The sequence below is a fragment of the Cupriavidus sp. 2KB_3 genome (assembly GCF_052115685.1).
In the GTDB taxonomy this organism is placed as follows: Bacteria; Pseudomonadota; Gammaproteobacteria; order Burkholderiales; family Burkholderiaceae; genus Cupriavidus; species Cupriavidus campinensis.
The window spans coordinates 60,518-78,665 of record NZ_JBFRHD010000018.1 but is presented as its reverse complement, the minus strand read 5'-3'; the positions used below and the strand labels follow the sequence as shown (position 1 = coordinate 78,665).

The following is an 18,148-nucleotide window of genomic DNA, read 5'->3' as shown; positions in this document are numbered from 1 at the left end:
CGTATTTAGACTGCGGACACTTTCATTCCCGGTTGTCTGACATGCTGTCCGCTGCATCCCGCCTGACCCTCGCCGCCACCGGCGTGGCGCTCTACACCCTCTCCGTGCCCGCCGTGGCGCAATCCTCACCCCCTACCCTCCATGCCGTCACGGTGATCGGCAACTGGCTCGAGGCGCCCGATGAAGAAAAGGTGCTCGAGCATCCGGGCGCGCGCACCATCGTTGATCGGGAAGTGATCAACGAGACCGGCGCCAACAACGTGCGCGACGTCCTGCGCCGCATTCCCGGCGTACAGGTGCAGGAGAACAACGGCACGGGCGGCAGCGACCTCTCCCTGAACGTGGGCGTGCGCGGCCTGACCTCGCGGCTCTCGCCGCGCTCCACCATCCTGATGGACGGCGTGCCGCTGGCCGTGGCGCCGTACGGGCAGCCGCAACTGTCGATGGCGCCGCTGTCGCTCGGCAACCTGAGTGCGGTGGACGTGGTGCGCGGCGCCGGCTCGGTGCGCTACGGCCCCCAGAACGTGGGCGGCATCATCAACTTCGTGTCGCGCCCGATCCCGCAGGCGTTCACGGCCGAGGCGGCGATCCAGACCGACGTCTACAGCCATGGCGGCAACGCCAAGGCCAACCCGACTGCGTTCCTCGGCGGTACCGCGGACAACGGCCTGGGCGGCGCGCTGCTGTACTCGGGCGTGCACGGCAACGGCTACCGCGCGGGCAACGACTATGTCGATATCGACGACATGATGCTCAAGGGCGCCTACCGGATCTCCCCGGCCGACTCGCTCGCGGCAACGTTCCACTACTTCGAGGGCCGGGGCGGCCTGCCGGGCGGGTTGACACAGGCGCAGTACGCCGCCGATCCGTTCCAGTCCACGCGGCCCTACGACAACTTCGCCGGCCGCCGCTCGGACTTCTCGCTCAGGTACGCCCACGACGACCGTGACCGGAAGGTCGAGGTGCTGACCTACTACACGGACAGCTTCCGGGGCAGCGAGATCGAGAACCAGCGCGGCGCCGGGAGTGGGGTGCAGCGCCGGCTGACCACGGCGCCGCGCAACTATCACGTGTTCGCGATCGAGCCGCGTTACGCACAGATCTTTCGCACCGGCAGCGTGGGGCATGAGATCGGCATCGGTTACCGCTACCTGCGCGAGGCAAGTGCCGAAAAAGCAACACGCACAGCGTTCTATGCGCCGGGGTCGGTCGATGCGCCCGGTCTGCCGGCGCCCGTCTACCAGTCGCGCACGGGGGGCACGACGGCCACCGCCGTTTATCTCGACGACACCATCCACGTGGGCGACTGGACGATCACGCCAGGGCTGCGCTACGAATTCATCCGCACGCACCTGGAAGACCATGTCACCGGTAACCGCCCGGCGTTGTCATCGAACGAGCCACTGCCTTCACTGGCCGTCATGTACCGTATTCGGCACAATTGGACGATGTTCGCCAACGCGGGCGTGTCGTACGGCCCGCTGCAGTACTTTCAGCTGGCCCAGACCACCAACGGCCTGGTGCCCGAAAAGGCCAAGACCTACGAAGTGGGTACCCATTTCGACAGCCTGGGTGGCTGGGGCGGCGAACTGACGCTGTTCAACATCGACTTCGATGACGCGCTGCAACTGCAGGGTGGCACGGTCGGGGCGCCGGATGCGTGGACGAATCTGGGGGCAACCACCCACCGGGGGCTCGAATCGGGCCTGCGCTACGACTTCGGCACGCTGTCGAAGTCCCTCGCCGGGCTGAGCGCCTACGCCACCTACACGTTCACGGAAGCCACCTACAAGCAGGGGGCGTTTGCCGGGCGCGACCTGCCGTTCTACTCGCGCCACGTGGCCACGCTGGGCCTGCGCTACGCCCGCAACCGCTGGTCGGTCAACGTGGATGGTTTCGGACAATCGAAGCAGCGCTCGCCCGGCGTGCCGCGCACGGCGAGCGCGGTGTACCAGACCCGGGAGTCGGCCGACGGGCGGTACGGCGACATCCCTGGCTACGCGCTGATGAACCTGCGCGTGGGCTACGACTTCGGCAAGGCGGCGCAGAACCTGAAACTGGCCGCAGGCATCAAGAACGTGTTCGACCGGCGCTACTACACGCGCTCCACCGACAACAACTTCGGCAAGTACGTGGGCATGCCGCGCACGTTCTATGTACAGGCGTCGCTGGCGTATTGAGGCGCCGCCGCGTCAGACGATCTCGCGCGTTTCCAGGAACTGGAGGTTCGGGAAGCGCTCCTGCGTCAGGCGCAGGTTGACCATGCTGGGCGCCAGGTAGACGTGGTCGCCGGCGCCGTCCAGCGCCACGTTGTGGCCGGCTTTCTCGATCAGCTTCTCGATCTCGGCGGCATCGCCACGCAGCCAGCGCGCCGTGGCGCATTCATGGGATTCGAAGATCGCATCCACGCCGTACTCGTGCTCCAGCCGGTGCGCCACCACGTCGAACTGCAGGATACCGACCGCGCCGAGCACCAGGTCGTTCGAGGCCAGCGGGCGGAACATCTGCGTCGCGCCTTCTTCGGCCAGTTGCTGCAAGCCCTTCTGCAACTGCTTGACCTTGAGCGGGTTGTTCAACCGCGCGCGGCGGAAAAACTCGGGCGCGAACGACGGAATGCCGGTGAACTTGAGCGGCTCGCCCTCGGTGAACACGTCGCCGAGGCGGATCGTGCCATGGTTGGGCACGCCGATGATGTCGCCCGCGTAGGCTTCCTCGGTGGTGTTGCGATCCTGCGCCATGAAGGTGATGGCGTTGTTGATGGCCACGGTCTTGCCGGCCGAGACGTGCAGCAGCTTCATGCCCCGGTCGAACTTGCCCGAGCACACGCGCACGAAGGCGATACGGTCGCGGTGGCGCGGGTCCATGTTCGCCTGGATCTTGAACACGAAGCCGGTGAACTTGGCTTCCTCCGGCACCACCACGCGGCTCTCGGTCTGGCGCGCCAGCGGCGGGGGCGACAGCTCGCACAGCGCGTCCAGCATCGACTGCACGCCGAAGTTGTTGATCGCCGAGCCGAAGTAGACCGGGGTCTGCTTGCCGGAGAGGAAGGCTTCCTTGTCGAAGGTGTGCGAGGCACCGCGTACCAGTTCGATTTCCACGCGCAACTCGTCGGCCTGGCTGCCCAGGATGCGGTCGAGTTCGGGGTTGTCCAGACCGTCCAGGATCGCGGCGGTGCCCTTCTCGCCCTTGGGGTCGAACAGCTGCACCTTGTCGTCGATCATGTGGTACACGCCGCGGAACGCCTTGCCCATGCCGATCGGCCAGGTCATCGGCGCGCACTGGATCTTGAGCACGTCCTCGATTTCATCGAGCAGCTCGATCGGCGAACGGCCTTCGCGGTCGAGCTTGTTGATGAAGGTCAGGATGGGCGTGTCACGCAGGCGGCAAACGTTGAGCAGCTTGATGGTCTGCGCTTCCACGCCGTTCACCGAGTCGATCACCATCACCGCCGAGTCGACGGCAGTCAGCGTACGGTAGGTGTCTTCGGAGAAGTCCTCATGGCCCGGGGTATCCAGCAGGTTGACGATGTTCTCGGGCACGTCCGGCCGGCGGCGGTACGGGAACTGCATGACGGACGAGGTCACCGAGATGCCGCGCTGCTTTTCCAGCTCCATCCAGTCGGACGTGGCATGGCGGTCGGCCTTGCGGGCACGCACTTCGCCGGCCACCTGGATGGCGCCGCCGAACCACAGCAGTTTTTCGGTCAGCGTGGTCTTGCCCGCGTCGGGGTGGGAGATGATGGCAAAGGTGCGACGACGCGCAATTTCGGAAACGAGCGAGCTCACGGCAACGGAATCTGGTGACTGACAGGCAGGATCGGGTGGAGGGCCCCGGGCGGGGCACAGGGAATGGGGCGGTATTTTACCGGTTCGCGGCCCCCGGCGGGGTGGCACCGCGCGCGGTACCCGGCTCCGCGCGGTTTTCCTTGGCCGGATCGTGTCCGCGCAGGCTACCGAACTGCAACGCGTACTGGCGCGTCAGCTCGGCCCCGAAGAAGAATATTTGTGCTGAATAGTACACCCACAACATCAGCGCCACGACTGAGCCGGCCGCCCCATAGGACGACGCCACCGCGCTGTTCCCCAGATAGAGCCCGATCAGCCGCTTGCCCACGGCGAACAGCAGCGCGGTGATGATCGCTCCCATCGTCACATCCCGCCAGGCGATGCGGGCGTTGGGCAGCATCTTGAAGATCACCGCGAACAGGGCCGTGACCACGGCGAACGAGAACGCCGTAGAGATGGCGTCCGCCACCGGGGCGAACCAGGAGGCGGTCCAGAGCGCGCCCCAGAAGCGGTCGACCACGGCCAGCGCGGCGTTGACGACCAGCGAGACCAGCAGCATGAAGGCCAGCGCCAGCACGATGCTGAACGACAGCACCCGCGCGCGCAGCAGCTTCTTCCAGCCGGCGCCGGCCGGCGGCGGCGCGTGCCAGATATCGTCGAGACTGCTCTTGAGTTCGGCGAAGGCACTGGTCGCCCCGGCCAGCAGGATGCCGAACGCGATGGCCGCGGCCACGCCCCCGCCGCCGGCGCGGTGCGTGGCGGCCAGGATCTCCTGGATGGCGGCGGCGCCCTGCTCCCCCACCAGGCCGTTGATCTGGGAGAAGATCTCGCCGCGCGCGGCTTCGGCGCCGAAGAACAGGCCCGCGATCGAGATCACGAGCACCAGGATCGGCGCGAGCGAGAACAACATATAGAAGGAGAGTGCCGCGCCCTTGCTCGCTGCGCGGTGCTCGAACCAGGCCTGGACGGCGGCCGAGACCACACGGAAGGTGCGCGAGGCCGTGTGGCGGTCTGGCAGGAGGCGTCCACGCTGGGGCCGGGGCGGCGCGCCCTCGGGCGGCCGGGAAGCTTGTTCAGGAGACATGCCGGATCTCGGGTGGTGGAGGGTGATGGCCTCGTCACGTTCAGAGCATGGACGACGCAGCCGGCGCTGTCTGTCAGCGCGCGTCCGACCTGCGTTCATGATAATGCGCTTCCGGAGCGGCACCGGTGCAACCTGCTACAGTAGGTTCAGGCACAACCCGCCGGCGCGCGGACCCGCCGCGCCGGCCAGGAACAGGAGACCTCCGTGATCCGCACCTCGATCAGGCGCCCCGTTGCCGCGCTCTGCCTTGGCCTGCTGGCACTGGCCGGCTGCGAACAGCAGCGTGGACAGCCGGGGCCCAAGCCCATTTCCGGCGCCACCTCGAACGCCACCCCCGGCGACCGACCGGCACCGATGGCGCCGGGAGCATCGGTGCCGTCGGGCACCCCGCGCTAGCCGCCCGCACCGCGCTCTCCGCCTCCCTGCCCGGCCACGCCGACCTGCGGTCAGGCGGGCGTACCCGTTTCTGCGTCGATCCTCCCCGCCAGACCCATGTTTCAGCCCTGCAACCGGGTGCACACGCGTGCCGCACCCCGGCGCGAGGGCGCCCGGGTCGCGCGTCAGGACGCGCCATCGGCCCTGCCGCCCCACCGGCACGCGCAACGGCGTGGCGCCGGGCGGTCATTCAGGGGCGACATCTGCCGCCGCCTCCCACCTTGGCAGCGCTGCCGGGGGGCCGGGCGCCGCGCGATGACGCGCCGATCCCCCCAACCGCCCTGCGACATGTCACGCGACCACGCGCGCCTCCGTCCGCTTGCGTTACAGCGGCGAAACCGATCGACGCCGCCTGACGGCCCGCTCCGGGGCCGGCGCACGTGTCGATGTCGCGCAACCCCTATAAAACAAGCGTTTCGCGCGCATTGGCACACTTGTCGCTCTGTACCGGGCAGGGAGAAGCACGCGCCTTTGACAACTATTCGACAGACCACGCAGGAGGACCCCCCGCCATGCGTCATCCGCCCGCACGAATGACGGCACGCAGGCGCGCCCATCGATTGGCGGGCCCCGCACCGTCCGTGATTGACCTGCTGTCGCCGCCCCTGCTTCCGTCGCCCCGCCAGCCACTGCGCCCGGTCGCCTCGTATTGCGCGGCGGCCAGCCGCACGCTCGCGGTGTCCGCCAGCCGGCGCCGCAACGGGTTGCCGGCATGCTGAGGCCACGTCGCAAGGACAACAGTGGATGACAGCCGACAACGGCATTGCTTGCAGTATTTGAAAGCTTTACGTGCTCCGTCCCCCGGCGGGCACCTTTTTCCAGCAAGGGAGTGAGCCACCCATGAACGCCAGAGTCCCCGCCATCATCGCGCTGGCGCTGCTCTCGACCGCGACGACTGCCGCGTTCGCCGGCAACTACGCGTACTTCGACCGGCCCGACTGCGCCAACCTCAACAGTCACGCCGCCCTCAGCAACGACAGCTATGTGCGCAGCTTCGCCTGGGCCTGGGGCGACCTGACCTTCGCGCCCGACCAGAGCGCGCCCCACCCCGACGCGCGCCAGGCGCGCGAGAGCGCCGAGCCGCGCGACCCGCTGCCCACGCGCGGGCCGGCCGACGCCACGCCGCCACGGCACCGGCGCGACAAGATCAGCATGACTTGAATGGCATGACTTGAACGACGAGGGAGGCGCCAGGAACGATTCTTGAAAGGGAAGGATTGAGAGGGAGGGATTAAGGACGATCTCCGCGCGGGCCAGGCCGCGCTAGCCTGCCGCTGCTGTCCGGGCGATGGGACGAAGGGGGTCCGGCGAGCGGACGTCGCCGGGTTCCCCCTGGCACTTCGGTAACTTACTCCGCGGCAACCTACTCCGCCACGGCGCCTGGTTGCGAATCGACGCGGATGTTGTGCTTGTGCATGAGCCGGTACAGCGTCACGCGTGAGACATTGAGCTCCCGCGCCGCCGGCACCACGTGGAAACCGTGGCTGGCCATCACCGTGCGGATCGCCTCGCGCTCCGCCTCCTCGCGGATGGCATCGAGCGTCTTGCGCGGCACCTCCACACCCCCGTGCAGTTGCAGGTCTTCCGCGGTGATCTTGCGGTTGTCCGTCATGACGATGGCGCGCCGCACCCGGTTGATCAGCTCCCGCACGTTGCCGGGCCACGCGTACTGCATCATCGCCTGCGTGGCGCACGCCGAGAAGCCGCGAATGCGCCGGTGGGCCTCGTGTCCGTGCTCGGTCAGCACCGCGTTGGCCAGCAGCAGGATGTCCTCGCCGCGGTCGCGCAGCGGCGGAATCGTCAGCGTCAGCACGCAGAGCCGGTGGAACAGGTCGGAACGGAAACGGCCGTCGGTCTGCGCCAGCACCAGGTCCACGTGGGTGGCCGAGATGATGCGCAGGTCGAGCGGAATCGACTGATGGCCGCCCAACCGCGTGATGCAGCCCTGCTGCAGGAAGCGCAGCAGCGCCACCTGGCTCTCGAGCGGCAGGTCGCCGATTTCATCGAGGAACAGCGTGCCGCCCTGCGCCTGCTCGATCCAGCCGATCTTGCGCGCGTTGGCGCCGGTAAACGCGCCTTTCTCGTAGCCGAACAGTTCGGACTGCACCAGGTGCGAGGGGATGGCGCCGCAGTTGATCGCCACGAACGGGCCCTTGCGGCGGCTCGACGCCTCGTGGATCGCCTGCGCGGCCAGCTCCTTGCCGGTGCCGGACTCGCCCGAGATGAAGACCGGCGCGTCGTTGTGGGCCACCTTGGCCAGCGAGCGGAACATCACGCGCATGACGTTGCAGTCGCCGATCATCGGGCCGTGCGGCACATGCTCCGGCGCGCGGACGCCATGCAGGCTGGCCATGCCGTGGGCGTGCTTGAGCGTGTACGCCAGTTCGTCGAACGAGAACGGCGTGCGCACGTAATCCACGCAATAGTCGCGGATCATGCGGCGGATGCGCTCGTCCTCGATCATCTCGTTGGAGGTGATGGCCACCCAGGTCACGTGCAGATGCTGGAGGCCCTGCTCCAGTTGGGTCAGCTCCGCATCGGAATAGCTCGATTGCAGGTCGAGGATGCCCGCCATGGGCGCACTGCCGCGCACGACGCGCTCCAGGTCGCGCACCTGCTGCACGCGCCGGATCTCCCACCCCTGGCCGAATTGCTCGGCACTGAATCCAAAATCTTCGTAACGCGACACCAGCACGATCTGTGCGGAGCGTGTCGACGCTTTGCACAGTCGGTCCATGCCGTTCTCCCTGACGTTTGTCTTCTTGTTCGCGGCGGTGCCGGCAATCGCGCCGGAAGCGGGCCACATGGCCCGGCTGGGTTCCGCCGGCAGGGGGAGTTCCCCCGCACTCAACGTCGGTATCACGGTCTGGACAGACTGCGAGACTGTTCTTCGAGCACGCTGTCGTAGTCACGGCCGGCGTGCAGTTGGTCGCGGATGCGGCGGCGCACCATGTCCTTTTCGCGCATCAGGTCCACGCTGGGCGCTTCGGGCGACTGGCCGGAGTACTGGAAGTAAAGCGCCTTGTAGGTGAGCTGGCTCAGGATCCATTCCTGGAGCAGGGTGCGCTGGCGCGCAAGTTCCTCGGCCAGCATGCGATGGCGTTGCAGCAGGGCCTCCACGGCCTGGCGCGTGCGTGGCGAAATCTCCGTGTCCTCGGCGAGCAGCACGGCGACTTCGGTGTCCGGGCCGCCCAGGTCGGCATCCCGTAGTGAAATGGCGGACGCGTCACTGGCCAATGGCGCGCGGTGAATCGATCGACTGGCGGATGCACTGATGGGCCCGAATTCGGGACGCCGGATCTCTCCTGCGGTCATGATTTGTTCCCCGTTGAACAACACCCCCGGCACTGCGTACGATTACCACTGTCTATGTTTGGTCTTGAGCTGTCTGTTGTCTGCCACACGTGTCGGCCGTGTGGTCTGTTTATGACTTCCGTGATCTCGTGGTGGCCCCGCCGCCGCTGCAAGACGGTCTCGTCGGATGCTCTCGGCCGATGACGGCCGCCGCGCGCGGGGCGCGGCCTCGTCGTAGGCCGGAGTCAAGAAAGGGCGCTCTCACGCGCCCTTCGTCTACTTCGCCTCTAGTTCAGTGCATTTGAGACGGTTTGTCCAGCCCGAAGTGATCGTTTTCATTCATGTCTCATACTTTAGTGTGAGATCAGAATCGCACACCGCAGGCGACCCATCAGGTTAATGAGCGCTCACATTTAACGCAGAATCGGGTACGCCATCGGGCGGTTTCGTGCGGTTTCAATGCCCCGGCAGGTAATAGAACTTGAACAAAAACACGGCGGCGATGATCCACGCCATGAGCGGCACCTCGCGCGCGCGGCCGGTCAGCAGCTTCAGCACTGCGTAGGCAATAAAGCCGAACGCGACGCCATTGGCCACCGAGTACGTGAACGGCATGCCGAGGACGGTGAGCACGGCGGGCACGACTTCGGTGACATCGGTCCAGTCGATGTCGACCAGCTCGCGCAGCATCAGGCAGGAGACGTAGAGCAGCGCCGGGGCGGTGGCATAGGCCGGCACCGTGCCGGCCAGCGGCGCGATGAACAGGCAGGCCAGGAACAGCACGGCCACGGTCACGGCGGTCAGGCCGGTACGGCCACCGGCCTGCACGCCGGACGCGCTCTCGATATAGGCGGTGGTCGACGACGTGCCGAGCAGCGAGCCGGCCATGATCGCCGTGCTGTCGGCCATCAGCGCCCGATTGAGCCGGTGCATCTTGCCGGCCTTGAGCAGCCCGGCACGGTTGGCCACGCCCATCAGCGTGCCGGTGGCATCGAACAGTTCGACCAGGAAGAACACCAGCACCACGTTGATGATGCCGATGGACAGCGCGCCGGCAATATCGAGCTTGAACAGCGTGGGCGCGATCGACGGCGGCGCCGAGAACACGCCGTGGAAGGTGTTGCCGCCGAACAGGAAACTCAGCACCGTGGTGAGCAGGATGCCGATCAGGATCGCGCCCTTCACCTTCAGGCGGTCCAGCGCAACGATCACGAAGAAACCGATGGTGGCCATGATCGCAGGCGGCTGGTGCAGATCGCCGATGGTCACCAGCGTGGCGGGGCTGGCCGCGATGATGCCGGCGTTCTTCAGTGCGATGATCGCCAGGAACAACCCGATGCCTGCCGTGATCGCGCCACGGATCGCATGCGGGATGCCTTTGACGATCATTTCCCGGATGCGGAGCAGCGTGACCAGCAGGAACAGGCAGCCGGAGATAAACACCGCGCCGAGCGCCGCTTCCCACGGCAGGCCCATGCCCTTGACGACCGTATAGGCGAAGTAGGCGTTGAGGCCCATGCCCGGCGCCATTGCGATCGGATAATTCGCATAGAGCCCCATGATCAGCGTGCCGATGGCTGCGGCCAAGCAGGTGGCGACGAACACCGCGTCCTTCGGCACGCCGGCATCGCCAAGAATGCTCGGATTGACGAAGATGATGTACGCCATGGTCAGGAACGTGGTCACGCCGGCCAGCACTTCGGTGCGCACATTGGTGTTGTGCTCGGCCAGGCGGAACAGGCGCTCGGCGATGCCGGCGGTGGCCTGGCTGGCGTGGAAGGCGGGCGCGGCATCGCCGCCCGGCCGCTCGGCGGGGTCCGGTAGGGACATGTGGGGGTCTCCTGGAATCTGTTGCGCGTCTGCTGCGGCTCGGCTCGCCCGGCCCGGGCGGCGTCATGGGCTGCATGACAGACAATAGGCAAAAGGCGGGATGATCCCATAGGCCCACGTGACGGTGCCAGCCCCTGGCGGGGAATCCCTACCTTGACGGGGCGGCGAATCCCCCGTATAAACCTCAGCTAGATTCAAGCGACGAGGCAACAGTTCATTCGTTAGCCACCGTTGGTACTTCGGTTGTCCATGGTGTCCTTTCCTTGAGTTGGCAGTGCGATGGTGTGTGCACCATCGGTTTCTTTTTTATCTTTTTTTGGAAAGCAATACCATGCAAACCGGTATCGTCAAGTGGTTCAATGACGCCAAGGGCTTCGGCTTTATCAAGCCGGACGCAGGCGGTGATGATCTGTTCGCCCACTTCTCCGAAGTGCGCGCCGACGGCTTCAAGTCGCTGCAGGAAAACCAACGCGTGTCGTTCGAAGTCAAGAACGGCCCGAAGGGTCTGCAAGCTGCGAACATCACGCCGCTGTAAGCCAAGGTAGCTCCGGCACGCCGCAAGGTGTGCCAGCACCGAAAAAGCCCCGCCATCACTGGCGGGGTTTTTTTTCGCCTGTTTTTCGTCGGATCGGCCTTTCAGGTCTTCCGGCTTCGTTTTGTTGCGTGTCTTCCTCCGTACCCCGCGCAGTCGCGCCGCAGAAACGGGTACGCATTCCTGACTGATCTCCGCAGAATTGGGTACGGTTTGCGACGGATTGCCGCGCCGCGCATCGCGCCCTCCCGCAGAAATGGGTTCGCCATTCGCCCGGTTCTTCCCAGGGCGGGAGCCATCTATCCGTCGTCTTGGGCTCGCCGGTGCCGGATTTCGCGCCGAGTTGTCCCCGCAGAATCTGGTACGCGGCAAATTCACGATGTATACGCCCGATCCCTGCGATTGGGACGCAGAAATGGGTACGCTCGCCGACGGCGCGTGTCGGGAACGACATCGATGTGCGCGCAGAAATGGGTACGTTCCCCCACGACGCCCGTGAGGTATACGTCTGCGACCGCGCTGCGGGAGCCAAATAGAACGCAGAAATGGGTACGGCCGGAATCTCTACACACCGCCAGGTATACGTTGAGAGTGAGTACTGGCTTTTTCTATAGGCTAATGCTAGAGTCGCTTGGTTTCTGCAGGCTGACGCTATGCGCCTCCGATTCACGCAGATTTGGGTACGCTCCTGGAAATTGAGGCATGCTGAACCCGCGCAGAAATGGGTACGGTGCTGGGCGCCGCAGCAAAATGACGCCGTTTCGCAGAATCGGGTACGCCGCAGAAACGGGTACGCACAGGATGTGGTCGACCCCGAACCTGCCAGACGCAGAAACAGGTACGCTTTGGGGCGGCCGGCCCGCAGAATCGGGTACGCATCGCCTGTCACGCAGTCCGTCCGCGCACCCATTTCTGCGGGGATAACGCGGTTGTTCACAGGGCTTCCGAGCAGGGAAACGGCCACCGGACACGCTGCACGCAGAATCAGGTACGCTTTTAGCGCATTCTGTTGTGGAAAAGCCTGTGGGATCAGTGAGTTATCCCCGCAGAATCCGGTTCGCGGTTTCCGCTGAAACGGGTTCGCCCAGCCGCAGATTCGGGTTCGGGGCTTCGCAGAATCGAGTACGCTTCCCCGCAGAATCGGGTTCGCTGGGCGTTCTTTTTCCTTTTGAAATCAAGCCCGTTTTCCCTCCGTATACGGTTTACAAGTAGTTAACCCGTATCGGTATCGTTTACTTGTAGCTGATGTGCCGCCAACCGTGGACAACCCTGCCGGGTTGCCCACCGTATGCCGGACATCCTGCCAGTCTTGAGAAACCCGAAACCTCAAACAGCTGGCCAACAGACGAGTTGGCGATGTCACGCCGTGACCGCAAGCAAACGTCAACGGCACTCAGCACCTGAAAACACAAAGTACGTATACGTACCTGTTTCTGCGTGACAACGTTTACGGGTTCGCGTAAAAAGGCGGGTAATCCGAAGCCCGTCAATATGCCCATCAAACGCTCCCTGGCCACCGAGGGGGACCGCTCCGTCCTGCAAGGGGACCACGAGCCTTCCCGCATCATCGTTCCCGGAAACGAGAACGTCCTGGTTCCGTCCGAGAAATTCCAGCGCCTCTTCGACGAGGCTCAGGCGATGGAGCGCGAGGACGCCTGGCAAAGCGGCGAGGTGGGCTTCCTGAGCCGCGCCAGCGTGCAGGTGACGCTGCCGTACCGGGCGCCAAAAGGTGCGCCGCCCGTATGGACGCGCACCAGCGGCAACATCTCGCTGATGATCCAGCCGGGCTACTTCACCCAGCAACGCTCCGAACGGGCGGCCAATGGCCGTCAGAAGCTCGTGTCCGAAACCGTTTCGCTAGGTTATCCATACGGCTCCTATCCACGCCTGATGCTTGCCTGGATTGGCAAGGAGATCATGGCGAAGAAGAAGCGCGGCGAGTTTACCGGCACGGTCGAAGACCGCCGTATCTCGCTCGGCAATTCGCTGTCGGAGTTCATGTACAACCTCGGGATTCCGATGGCTACGGGCGGCAAGCGCGGGACCATGACGCTGGTGCGCCAGCAGATGATCCGCCTGTTCTCGGCGACGATTGCAATCGTGCAGAACAAGTCGACACCGACCCCCAATCAGACGCCCAATCACGAGCCCCTGTCGATCGATCGCGTGGGTTACCTGCTGGCCGACCAGCTCTCGACGTGGTGGGACCCGATGCAGCCTGGGCAGGGTTCGATGTTCGAGAGCTTTGTGGTGCTGTCCGAGCCGTTCTTCAACGAGCTGGTAAACCGCCCGGTACCGGTGGATATGCGTGCCCTCAAGGCGCTCAAGCAATCGCCGTTTGCGCTCGATGTGTATTCGTGGCTGACGTACCGGTTCTTCACGATCCAGCGCCGCACCGAGATCCCGTGGGAAGCGCTGCAAATGCAGTTCGGCACGGAGACCGAGAGCGAGCGCAAGTTCCGCGCGCTGTTCCGCAAAGCACTCAAGGACGTGTTGGTGGTCTATCCGGGCGCGAAAGTGGACGCTGATTCGTCAAAGGCCCTGATCCTGCAGCCGTCACGCACTAGCGTTCGCAAGCTGGCCTGAAGGCGATCTGACCGCCGGAACGAAAAAGGCAAGCGACGAGCGCTTGCCTTTTTCTTTACCCTTCACGCGCTTGCGCACGTGGCGGGGCGTTCAGTGAAACAGGGTCAGGCGGGCTTGATTGCCGATGCCTGCAGACCCTTGGGGCCCTGCTTCACTTCGAACGTCACACGCTGACCATCTTTCAGGGTCTTGAAACCCGAGCCCTGGATTTCCGAGAAGTGCGCGAACAGATCTGCACCACCGTCGTCCGGGGTAATGAAGCCGAAGCCCTTGGTCTCGTTAAACCACTTGACCGTACCGGTTGCCATAGGAATTTCCTTTCGAAGCAAGTTCTTGTACACAACGCAAACAACCGTTCAAGCACGTTGAGGTCTCGTAGATACCGAACGGAAGCCAACGAGGTTGACACGACTTGACTCGACTGTAGCGCGCATCATAACCAGTTTGTTCTGCTGTGTCATGTGCGGGGTAATGCGCACTATCTTTACTTTAGGCGGATTCTCTGCCTCATTTCAAGAGGAAATATCCCCAAGTTTGAGGTAGGCCGTGTTTACCCTTCGCCGTCGCGTGGTGGCGTGACATTACGGCACATAAAATTTGAATAATGAAAAATGGGTTGTAGCGCACTGCCGATTTGGCTACAGTTCCGCCTGTAGAGAACTCGTCATGTGCGCTTTCAGCGCTGAAAGTGAGGCCAGTGTGGCAGCAAAAATCATTACCGTGTTCAACCAGAAAGGCGGCTGTGGCAAGACCACGGTGAGCATGCACCTGGCTGGCACGCTGGGCCTGCGCGGCGCCCGTTCCATGCTTGTCGATATGGACGAGCAGGGCACTGCCACGCGTTGGGCCGCACAGGCGAGCGACGAACGCCCGTTTCCTGCTTCCGTGATCGGCCTGGCGCCCTCCGGCGGTGCGATGCACCGCGAAGTCCGCAAATTTATCCACGACTACGACTACATCCTTGTCGACTGCCCGCCCGCCGTGCATTCGGCCGCGCCGTCGAGCGCGCTCCTGATTTCCGACCTCGCGATTATCCCGGTCGTCCCGTCGCCGCCCGATCTTTGGGCGGCAGTGGCGGCGAAGACGCTCGCGCAGCACGCCCAGGTCCAGAATGAGACCTTGCAGATCCGCGTTATGGCCAATATGGTCCAGCGGCGCGTCTCGATCGCCCGTCAGGCCATTGAGATCCTGGGCGATGACGGCGATGTGCCGCTGCTGAATGCCATGATTGGCTCACGCTCGGCGTTCCGGGAATGCCAGGCCATTGGCTGCACCGTGCACGGTGTGCCGGGTGCCCGCGAGGCCATACAGGAGGTTGACATGATGGTCGACGAAGTCCTGTCCCTGATCGAGTAATTCCCCATGGCAACAAAATTGAAGAGCCTCAAGGCTGGCATGCTGGCCGGCATGGCGGCGGAGAAGACCCGCAACGACACGATGGATCGCTTCGCGAGGGCGGAGGCGGCAATCTCCCAGCATCCGAACGGGTTGCTCCAGACCCAGCGCGCCGAGCGTCCGCCGGTTGCCGAAATCCAAACTTTCAGCGCTGAAAGTGCGGAATCGTCGGAAACGGGCCGTACGCTGATCAAGATCCCCATCGCGCAACTGCACGACAATCCTTTCAATGCGCGTCGAATTTATGATCCCGCAGTGGTCCAGGAACGTGCCGCGTCGATCGCCACGCATGGGCAGAAGACACCCGGTCTGGCGGCTCCGGACCCCGTGCGTCCCGGGCACTACATCCTCATCGACGGTCACTATCGCAAGCGGGCCCTGGCCTCGGCCGGCAAGCTCGAGATGGAATGCTTCATCGAGAGCGACCTCAGCGATCTCGATTTCTACCGGCTGTCGTTCCTGCTCAACGAGCAGCGTTCGGACCAGTCCGCACTCGATAACGCCATCGCCTGGCGTCAGCTGCTGGATGAAGGCAAGGTCCAGAAGGAAGAGGAGATCTGCGAGCTGACCGGTATGTCGGCTGGCACGGTCAACAAGACCCTGGCGCTGCTAAAGCTGCCGGACTCCGTGCTCGGCGTGATGCGCGAGCGGCCGAGCGCCATCGGGATTGCGGCCGGCTACGAGTTGACGCTGTTCTGCAAGATCGCCGGCGAGGACCGCACGCGTGACCTGGCAACGCGCATCATGAACGACGGCCTGTCCAGCCGCGAGGTCGAGGCGATACGTAAACAGGCGCAGGAAGGGAAGTCGCGCAAGGTCAAAGAGATCAGTCGGCAGTACAAGATCCGGACCGAATCCGGTCAGCTACTGGGCACGATCAAGGAGTGGGATTCGGGCCGGGTGATGCTCGATGTTCAGCTGTCCGATCGCAATGCCCGGGAGGACCTGCTCGAGGTACTTAAGGCACGCTTCGGACTGGATAAAACGCTACTCTGAGTTTTTTGCAGTCGCTTCGCTAACTCATTGTTTCATCGAACATTTGGATCGCAGCAAAAGGTACGCTCGGGGTCATTTCGGGGTGTCCGGCAGCGGACGCCCGGCGAGCGCCAGCAGGCGCGGTGTGAAGTCGATTTCGGCCAGTTCACGACCCGCTGCGAAGCGCTTCCAGGTGCCCCGCAGCAACTGATCCAGACCACTCGCCGCGTAGCCTGCACTATCCTGCGCCTGCTTGGCGCGCCCCCGCGCCGTGGCTGGAAATTCGCTCGGCGCGAGCAGGGCGGCATCTGCGTTCCAGCCGGCCTCCACCTGAATCCCCCGATCGGCCCAGTGCGCACGCAGCGCCATCCAGACCTCTTCATCGAGCAGCAAACCTGAATCTTCGGATGCATTTCCGGCCCCGGGCAGCAGCCGCGCGCTGCGCCCGGCGAGCCGGACATCCCTGAGCCGCATTGCCGGCAGCGCCGAGATCCGCACCCCGTGCCGGTGCACCAGCAGGGCTGTTGCCCGGGCCGCCCGGTGTCTAGGGGAGGGATCCACCGTCTCGAGCCAATCCAGGAAATCATCGACGACACCGGCCGGAAGCAAATTCGAGCGATTCGTTTCGATAGATTCCGACGCAGCAACGGGTACGCTACTGGCCACCACCGCCTGACCACCTTGCCGCAGCCCCGACCGCGCCATGGCTCGGAGCAAGGCCCGAACCACGCGCATCGAAGCCTCGATCGAACTCGCGCCAAGCGGCCTTTCGAATGGCCGCCAGTGCGCGCGGTCCCGGGCGCCCGCCGGGCCGCACCAGAAGCTCGCCGGCTGCGGGTCGGCCAGGAAGCTGCGGTAACGTGCAAGGTCGTCCGCGTCCAGCGCCCGGACTGCCCCCCGCTGTTGAGCAACCCATAGCAGCAGCCGCTCGGCCTCTCGACGGTAGCCGGCGGTCGTATGCGGGGAGCCCCTGTGGCGAGCCACCCAGTCGCGCACGAACCGCAGGTCATCCCCCAGCAAGCCCGCACCGGGGTAGTCAGGCGCTGGCGCCAGCATGTGTTCGAGCGGGATGGGATCGCGCATCCCCGGCCCCAGCCGCGCTGGTACGAGCGCAGGCCGGCCACGATGTTGTGACGGTGAAAGCACATATGGTCGGACTGCCGTAGCAATTTCCGACTGCTGCTGACGCAGCCAGCGTGTGATGATTTCGGCAGATTGCTGGCCGATGCGGGGCACGGCGCGCCACCAGCTACTGCCACGCTGGTTCGCCAGATCGGTCAGATCGGCAATGGTGCGTACGCCACCCGTGGCCAGCCGGCGGGCGAGGCTGGGGCGGAACCACAGCGACACCTGATGCCCGGGCAGCGGCCGACCCTGGCCGAGCCGCTCGATGGACGACAGCGCGTCCACCCGGCGCGTCATCCCGGCGTCAGACCGCCCGCGCAGCGCCTCGAACATGGCCGCGATATCGGGCCGGTCATGCTGGAGCGCGAACTGCACGAGCCGATCCCGGAGCGTCAGGATGCGCTGCACCGCCTGATGCTCGGTCAGCACATCGTCATCGTCCGGATCGAGCAGGTAACGATTGGCGATATCCACTGGCCGCATGCCCTGGGCATAGGCCCGGACCACGGCAAATTCGGTTCGGGTGAGCTTGGTGGCGGCCAGCGTGTCGGGATCCGTGCTCATGAAGAAGGGACGATAAGTGCTTGAGTTATAACAGTTTTAGCGGAGTGCCAATCCGTACCAGGCACTTTTGAATATCAAAATGCAATGTAAATTATTTTCGATGGGAAGCCAAGCCGCCTCTATCGTCCTCACCTATATAGATGGCTGGAGATCAGGGATCGGGATGTGAAGCATACGTGGCAACCATTCACGTCATACGCGTGCCGTATGGAAAACAGTCGCCAAAAAGCGCCCGTTAATGCACTTTACGCCGTGAGCGACCTCGCAAAAACCCCACACGGGAAAACCCCCGCAATGCAGCATTTGCTTGCAATCACTCGGCGTGCTTCCTATGCTGAACACCAGAATTCAATTTAATTTGAATCTGAGTTGCGAAGCATCTAACGCGTGAATACGCGAAACGGGGCGGTAGGCATCCTCCGAGGGAGGGCCGGCAGGACAGCAGCGAGCCAGGACGGGAAACGCTGCAAGGCTCAGGAGGCGATACCTATCGTATGGGCGTGCAGCCGTGCCAAAAGCGGAGCATGTCCAATCAGCGCGCAG

At 64.4% G+C, this 18,148-nt stretch carries 13 protein-coding genes; 6 read left to right on the top strand and 7 right to left on the bottom strand.

What is annotated here, in order from left to right:
• The first annotated feature begins 41 nt into the window (after positions 1-41).
• Positions 42-2,180 carry a TonB-dependent receptor family protein gene (locus AB4120_RS19575; protein ID WP_149138540.1) on the top strand — a complete coding sequence of 713 codons (2,139 nt, stop codon included), beginning with the start codon at positions 42-44 and terminating at the stop codon, positions 2,178-2,180.
• 12 nt (positions 2,181-2,192) lie between these two features.
• Here the strand turns inward: AB4120_RS19575 and AB4120_RS19570 are convergent, their stop codons facing one another.
• Both AB4120_RS19570 and AB4120_RS19565 read right to left on the bottom strand, forming a co-directional pair.
• The gene (locus tag AB4120_RS19570) at positions 2,193-3,785 is read right to left on the bottom strand and encodes a peptide chain release factor 3 (RefSeq protein ID WP_149138541.1); all 1,593 of its coding nucleotides are present in this window, start codon (positions 3,783-3,785) and stop codon (positions 2,193-2,195) included.
• A gap of 76 nt (positions 3,786-3,861) precedes the next feature.
• Positions 3,862-4,869 carry a YihY/virulence factor BrkB family protein gene (locus AB4120_RS19565; RefSeq protein ID WP_149138542.1) on the bottom strand — a complete coding sequence of 336 codons (1,008 nt, stop codon included), beginning with the start codon at positions 4,867-4,869 and terminating at the stop codon, positions 3,862-3,864.
• A gap of 1,275 nt (positions 4,870-6,144) precedes the next feature.
• On the opposite strand from AB4120_RS19565, the gene AB4120_RS19560 reads away from it, so the two are divergent.
• Positions 6,145-6,465 (top strand): hypothetical protein, encoded by a 321-nt coding sequence (locus tag AB4120_RS19560; protein ID WP_149138543.1) that lies wholly within the window; start codon positions 6,145-6,147, stop codon positions 6,463-6,465.
• A 202-nt stretch (positions 6,466-6,667) separates the two neighbouring features.
• On the opposite strand, the gene AB4120_RS19555 is transcribed toward AB4120_RS19560, so the two are convergent.
• The 3 genes from AB4120_RS19555 to AB4120_RS19545 form a co-directional block, all read right to left on the bottom strand.
• Positions 6,668-8,041 carry a sigma-54-dependent transcriptional regulator gene (locus AB4120_RS19555; RefSeq protein ID WP_144201198.1) on the bottom strand — a complete coding sequence of 458 codons (1,374 nt, stop codon included), beginning with the start codon at positions 8,039-8,041 and terminating at the stop codon, positions 6,668-6,670.
• Between the two features lie 122 nt (positions 8,042-8,163).
• On the bottom strand, positions 8,164-8,619 hold the full coding sequence (locus AB4120_RS19550; protein WP_149138544.1) for a hypothetical protein: 456 nt from the start codon (positions 8,617-8,619) through the stop codon (positions 8,164-8,166).
• Positions 8,620-9,054: 435 nt separating this feature from the next.
• Positions 9,055-10,428, bottom strand: a complete 1,374-nt coding sequence (locus AB4120_RS19545) for an NCS2 family permease (protein ID WP_149138545.1) — start codon at positions 10,426-10,428, stop codon at positions 9,055-9,057.
• A gap of 331 nt (positions 10,429-10,759) precedes the next feature.
• On the opposite strand from AB4120_RS19545, the gene AB4120_RS19540 reads away from it, so the two are divergent.
• Both AB4120_RS19540 and AB4120_RS19535 read left to right on the top strand, forming a co-directional pair.
• Complete coding sequence (locus AB4120_RS19540) at positions 10,760-10,963, top strand: cold-shock protein (RefSeq protein WP_008646365.1); 204 nt, start codon at positions 10,760-10,762, stop codon at positions 10,961-10,963.
• Between the two features lie 1,488 nt (positions 10,964-12,451).
• Positions 12,452-13,546 (top strand): replication protein RepA, encoded by a 1,095-nt coding sequence (locus tag AB4120_RS19535; RefSeq protein WP_144201054.1) that lies wholly within the window; start codon positions 12,452-12,454, stop codon positions 13,544-13,546.
• Positions 13,547-13,650: 104 nt separating this feature from the next.
• Here AB4120_RS19535 and AB4120_RS19530 read toward each other — a convergent pair whose 3' ends face one another.
• Positions 13,651-13,854, bottom strand: coding sequence for a cold-shock protein (locus tag AB4120_RS19530; protein ID WP_006159056.1), 204 nt, complete (start codon positions 13,852-13,854; stop codon positions 13,651-13,653).
• A gap of 391 nt (positions 13,855-14,245) precedes the next feature.
• Here AB4120_RS19530 and AB4120_RS19525 point away from each other — a divergent pair, with 391 nt between their 5' ends.
• A complete protein-coding gene (locus tag AB4120_RS19525; protein ID WP_144201200.1) occupies positions 14,246-14,902 on the top strand; it encodes an AAA family ATPase in 657 nt (218 codons plus the stop codon).
• A gap of 6 nt (positions 14,903-14,908) precedes the next feature.
• Positions 14,909-15,937 carry a ParB/RepB/Spo0J family partition protein gene (locus AB4120_RS19520; protein ID WP_149138546.1) on the top strand — a complete coding sequence of 343 codons (1,029 nt, stop codon included), beginning with the start codon at positions 14,909-14,911 and terminating at the stop codon, positions 15,935-15,937.
• 72 nt (positions 15,938-16,009) lie between these two features.
• On the opposite strand, the gene AB4120_RS19515 is transcribed toward AB4120_RS19520, so the two are convergent.
• Entirely contained in the window at positions 16,010-17,605 is a 1,596-nt protein-coding gene (locus AB4120_RS19515) for a phage integrase family protein (protein WP_149138547.1), read from the bottom strand.
• Between the last annotated feature and the right edge of the window lie 543 nt (positions 17,606-18,148).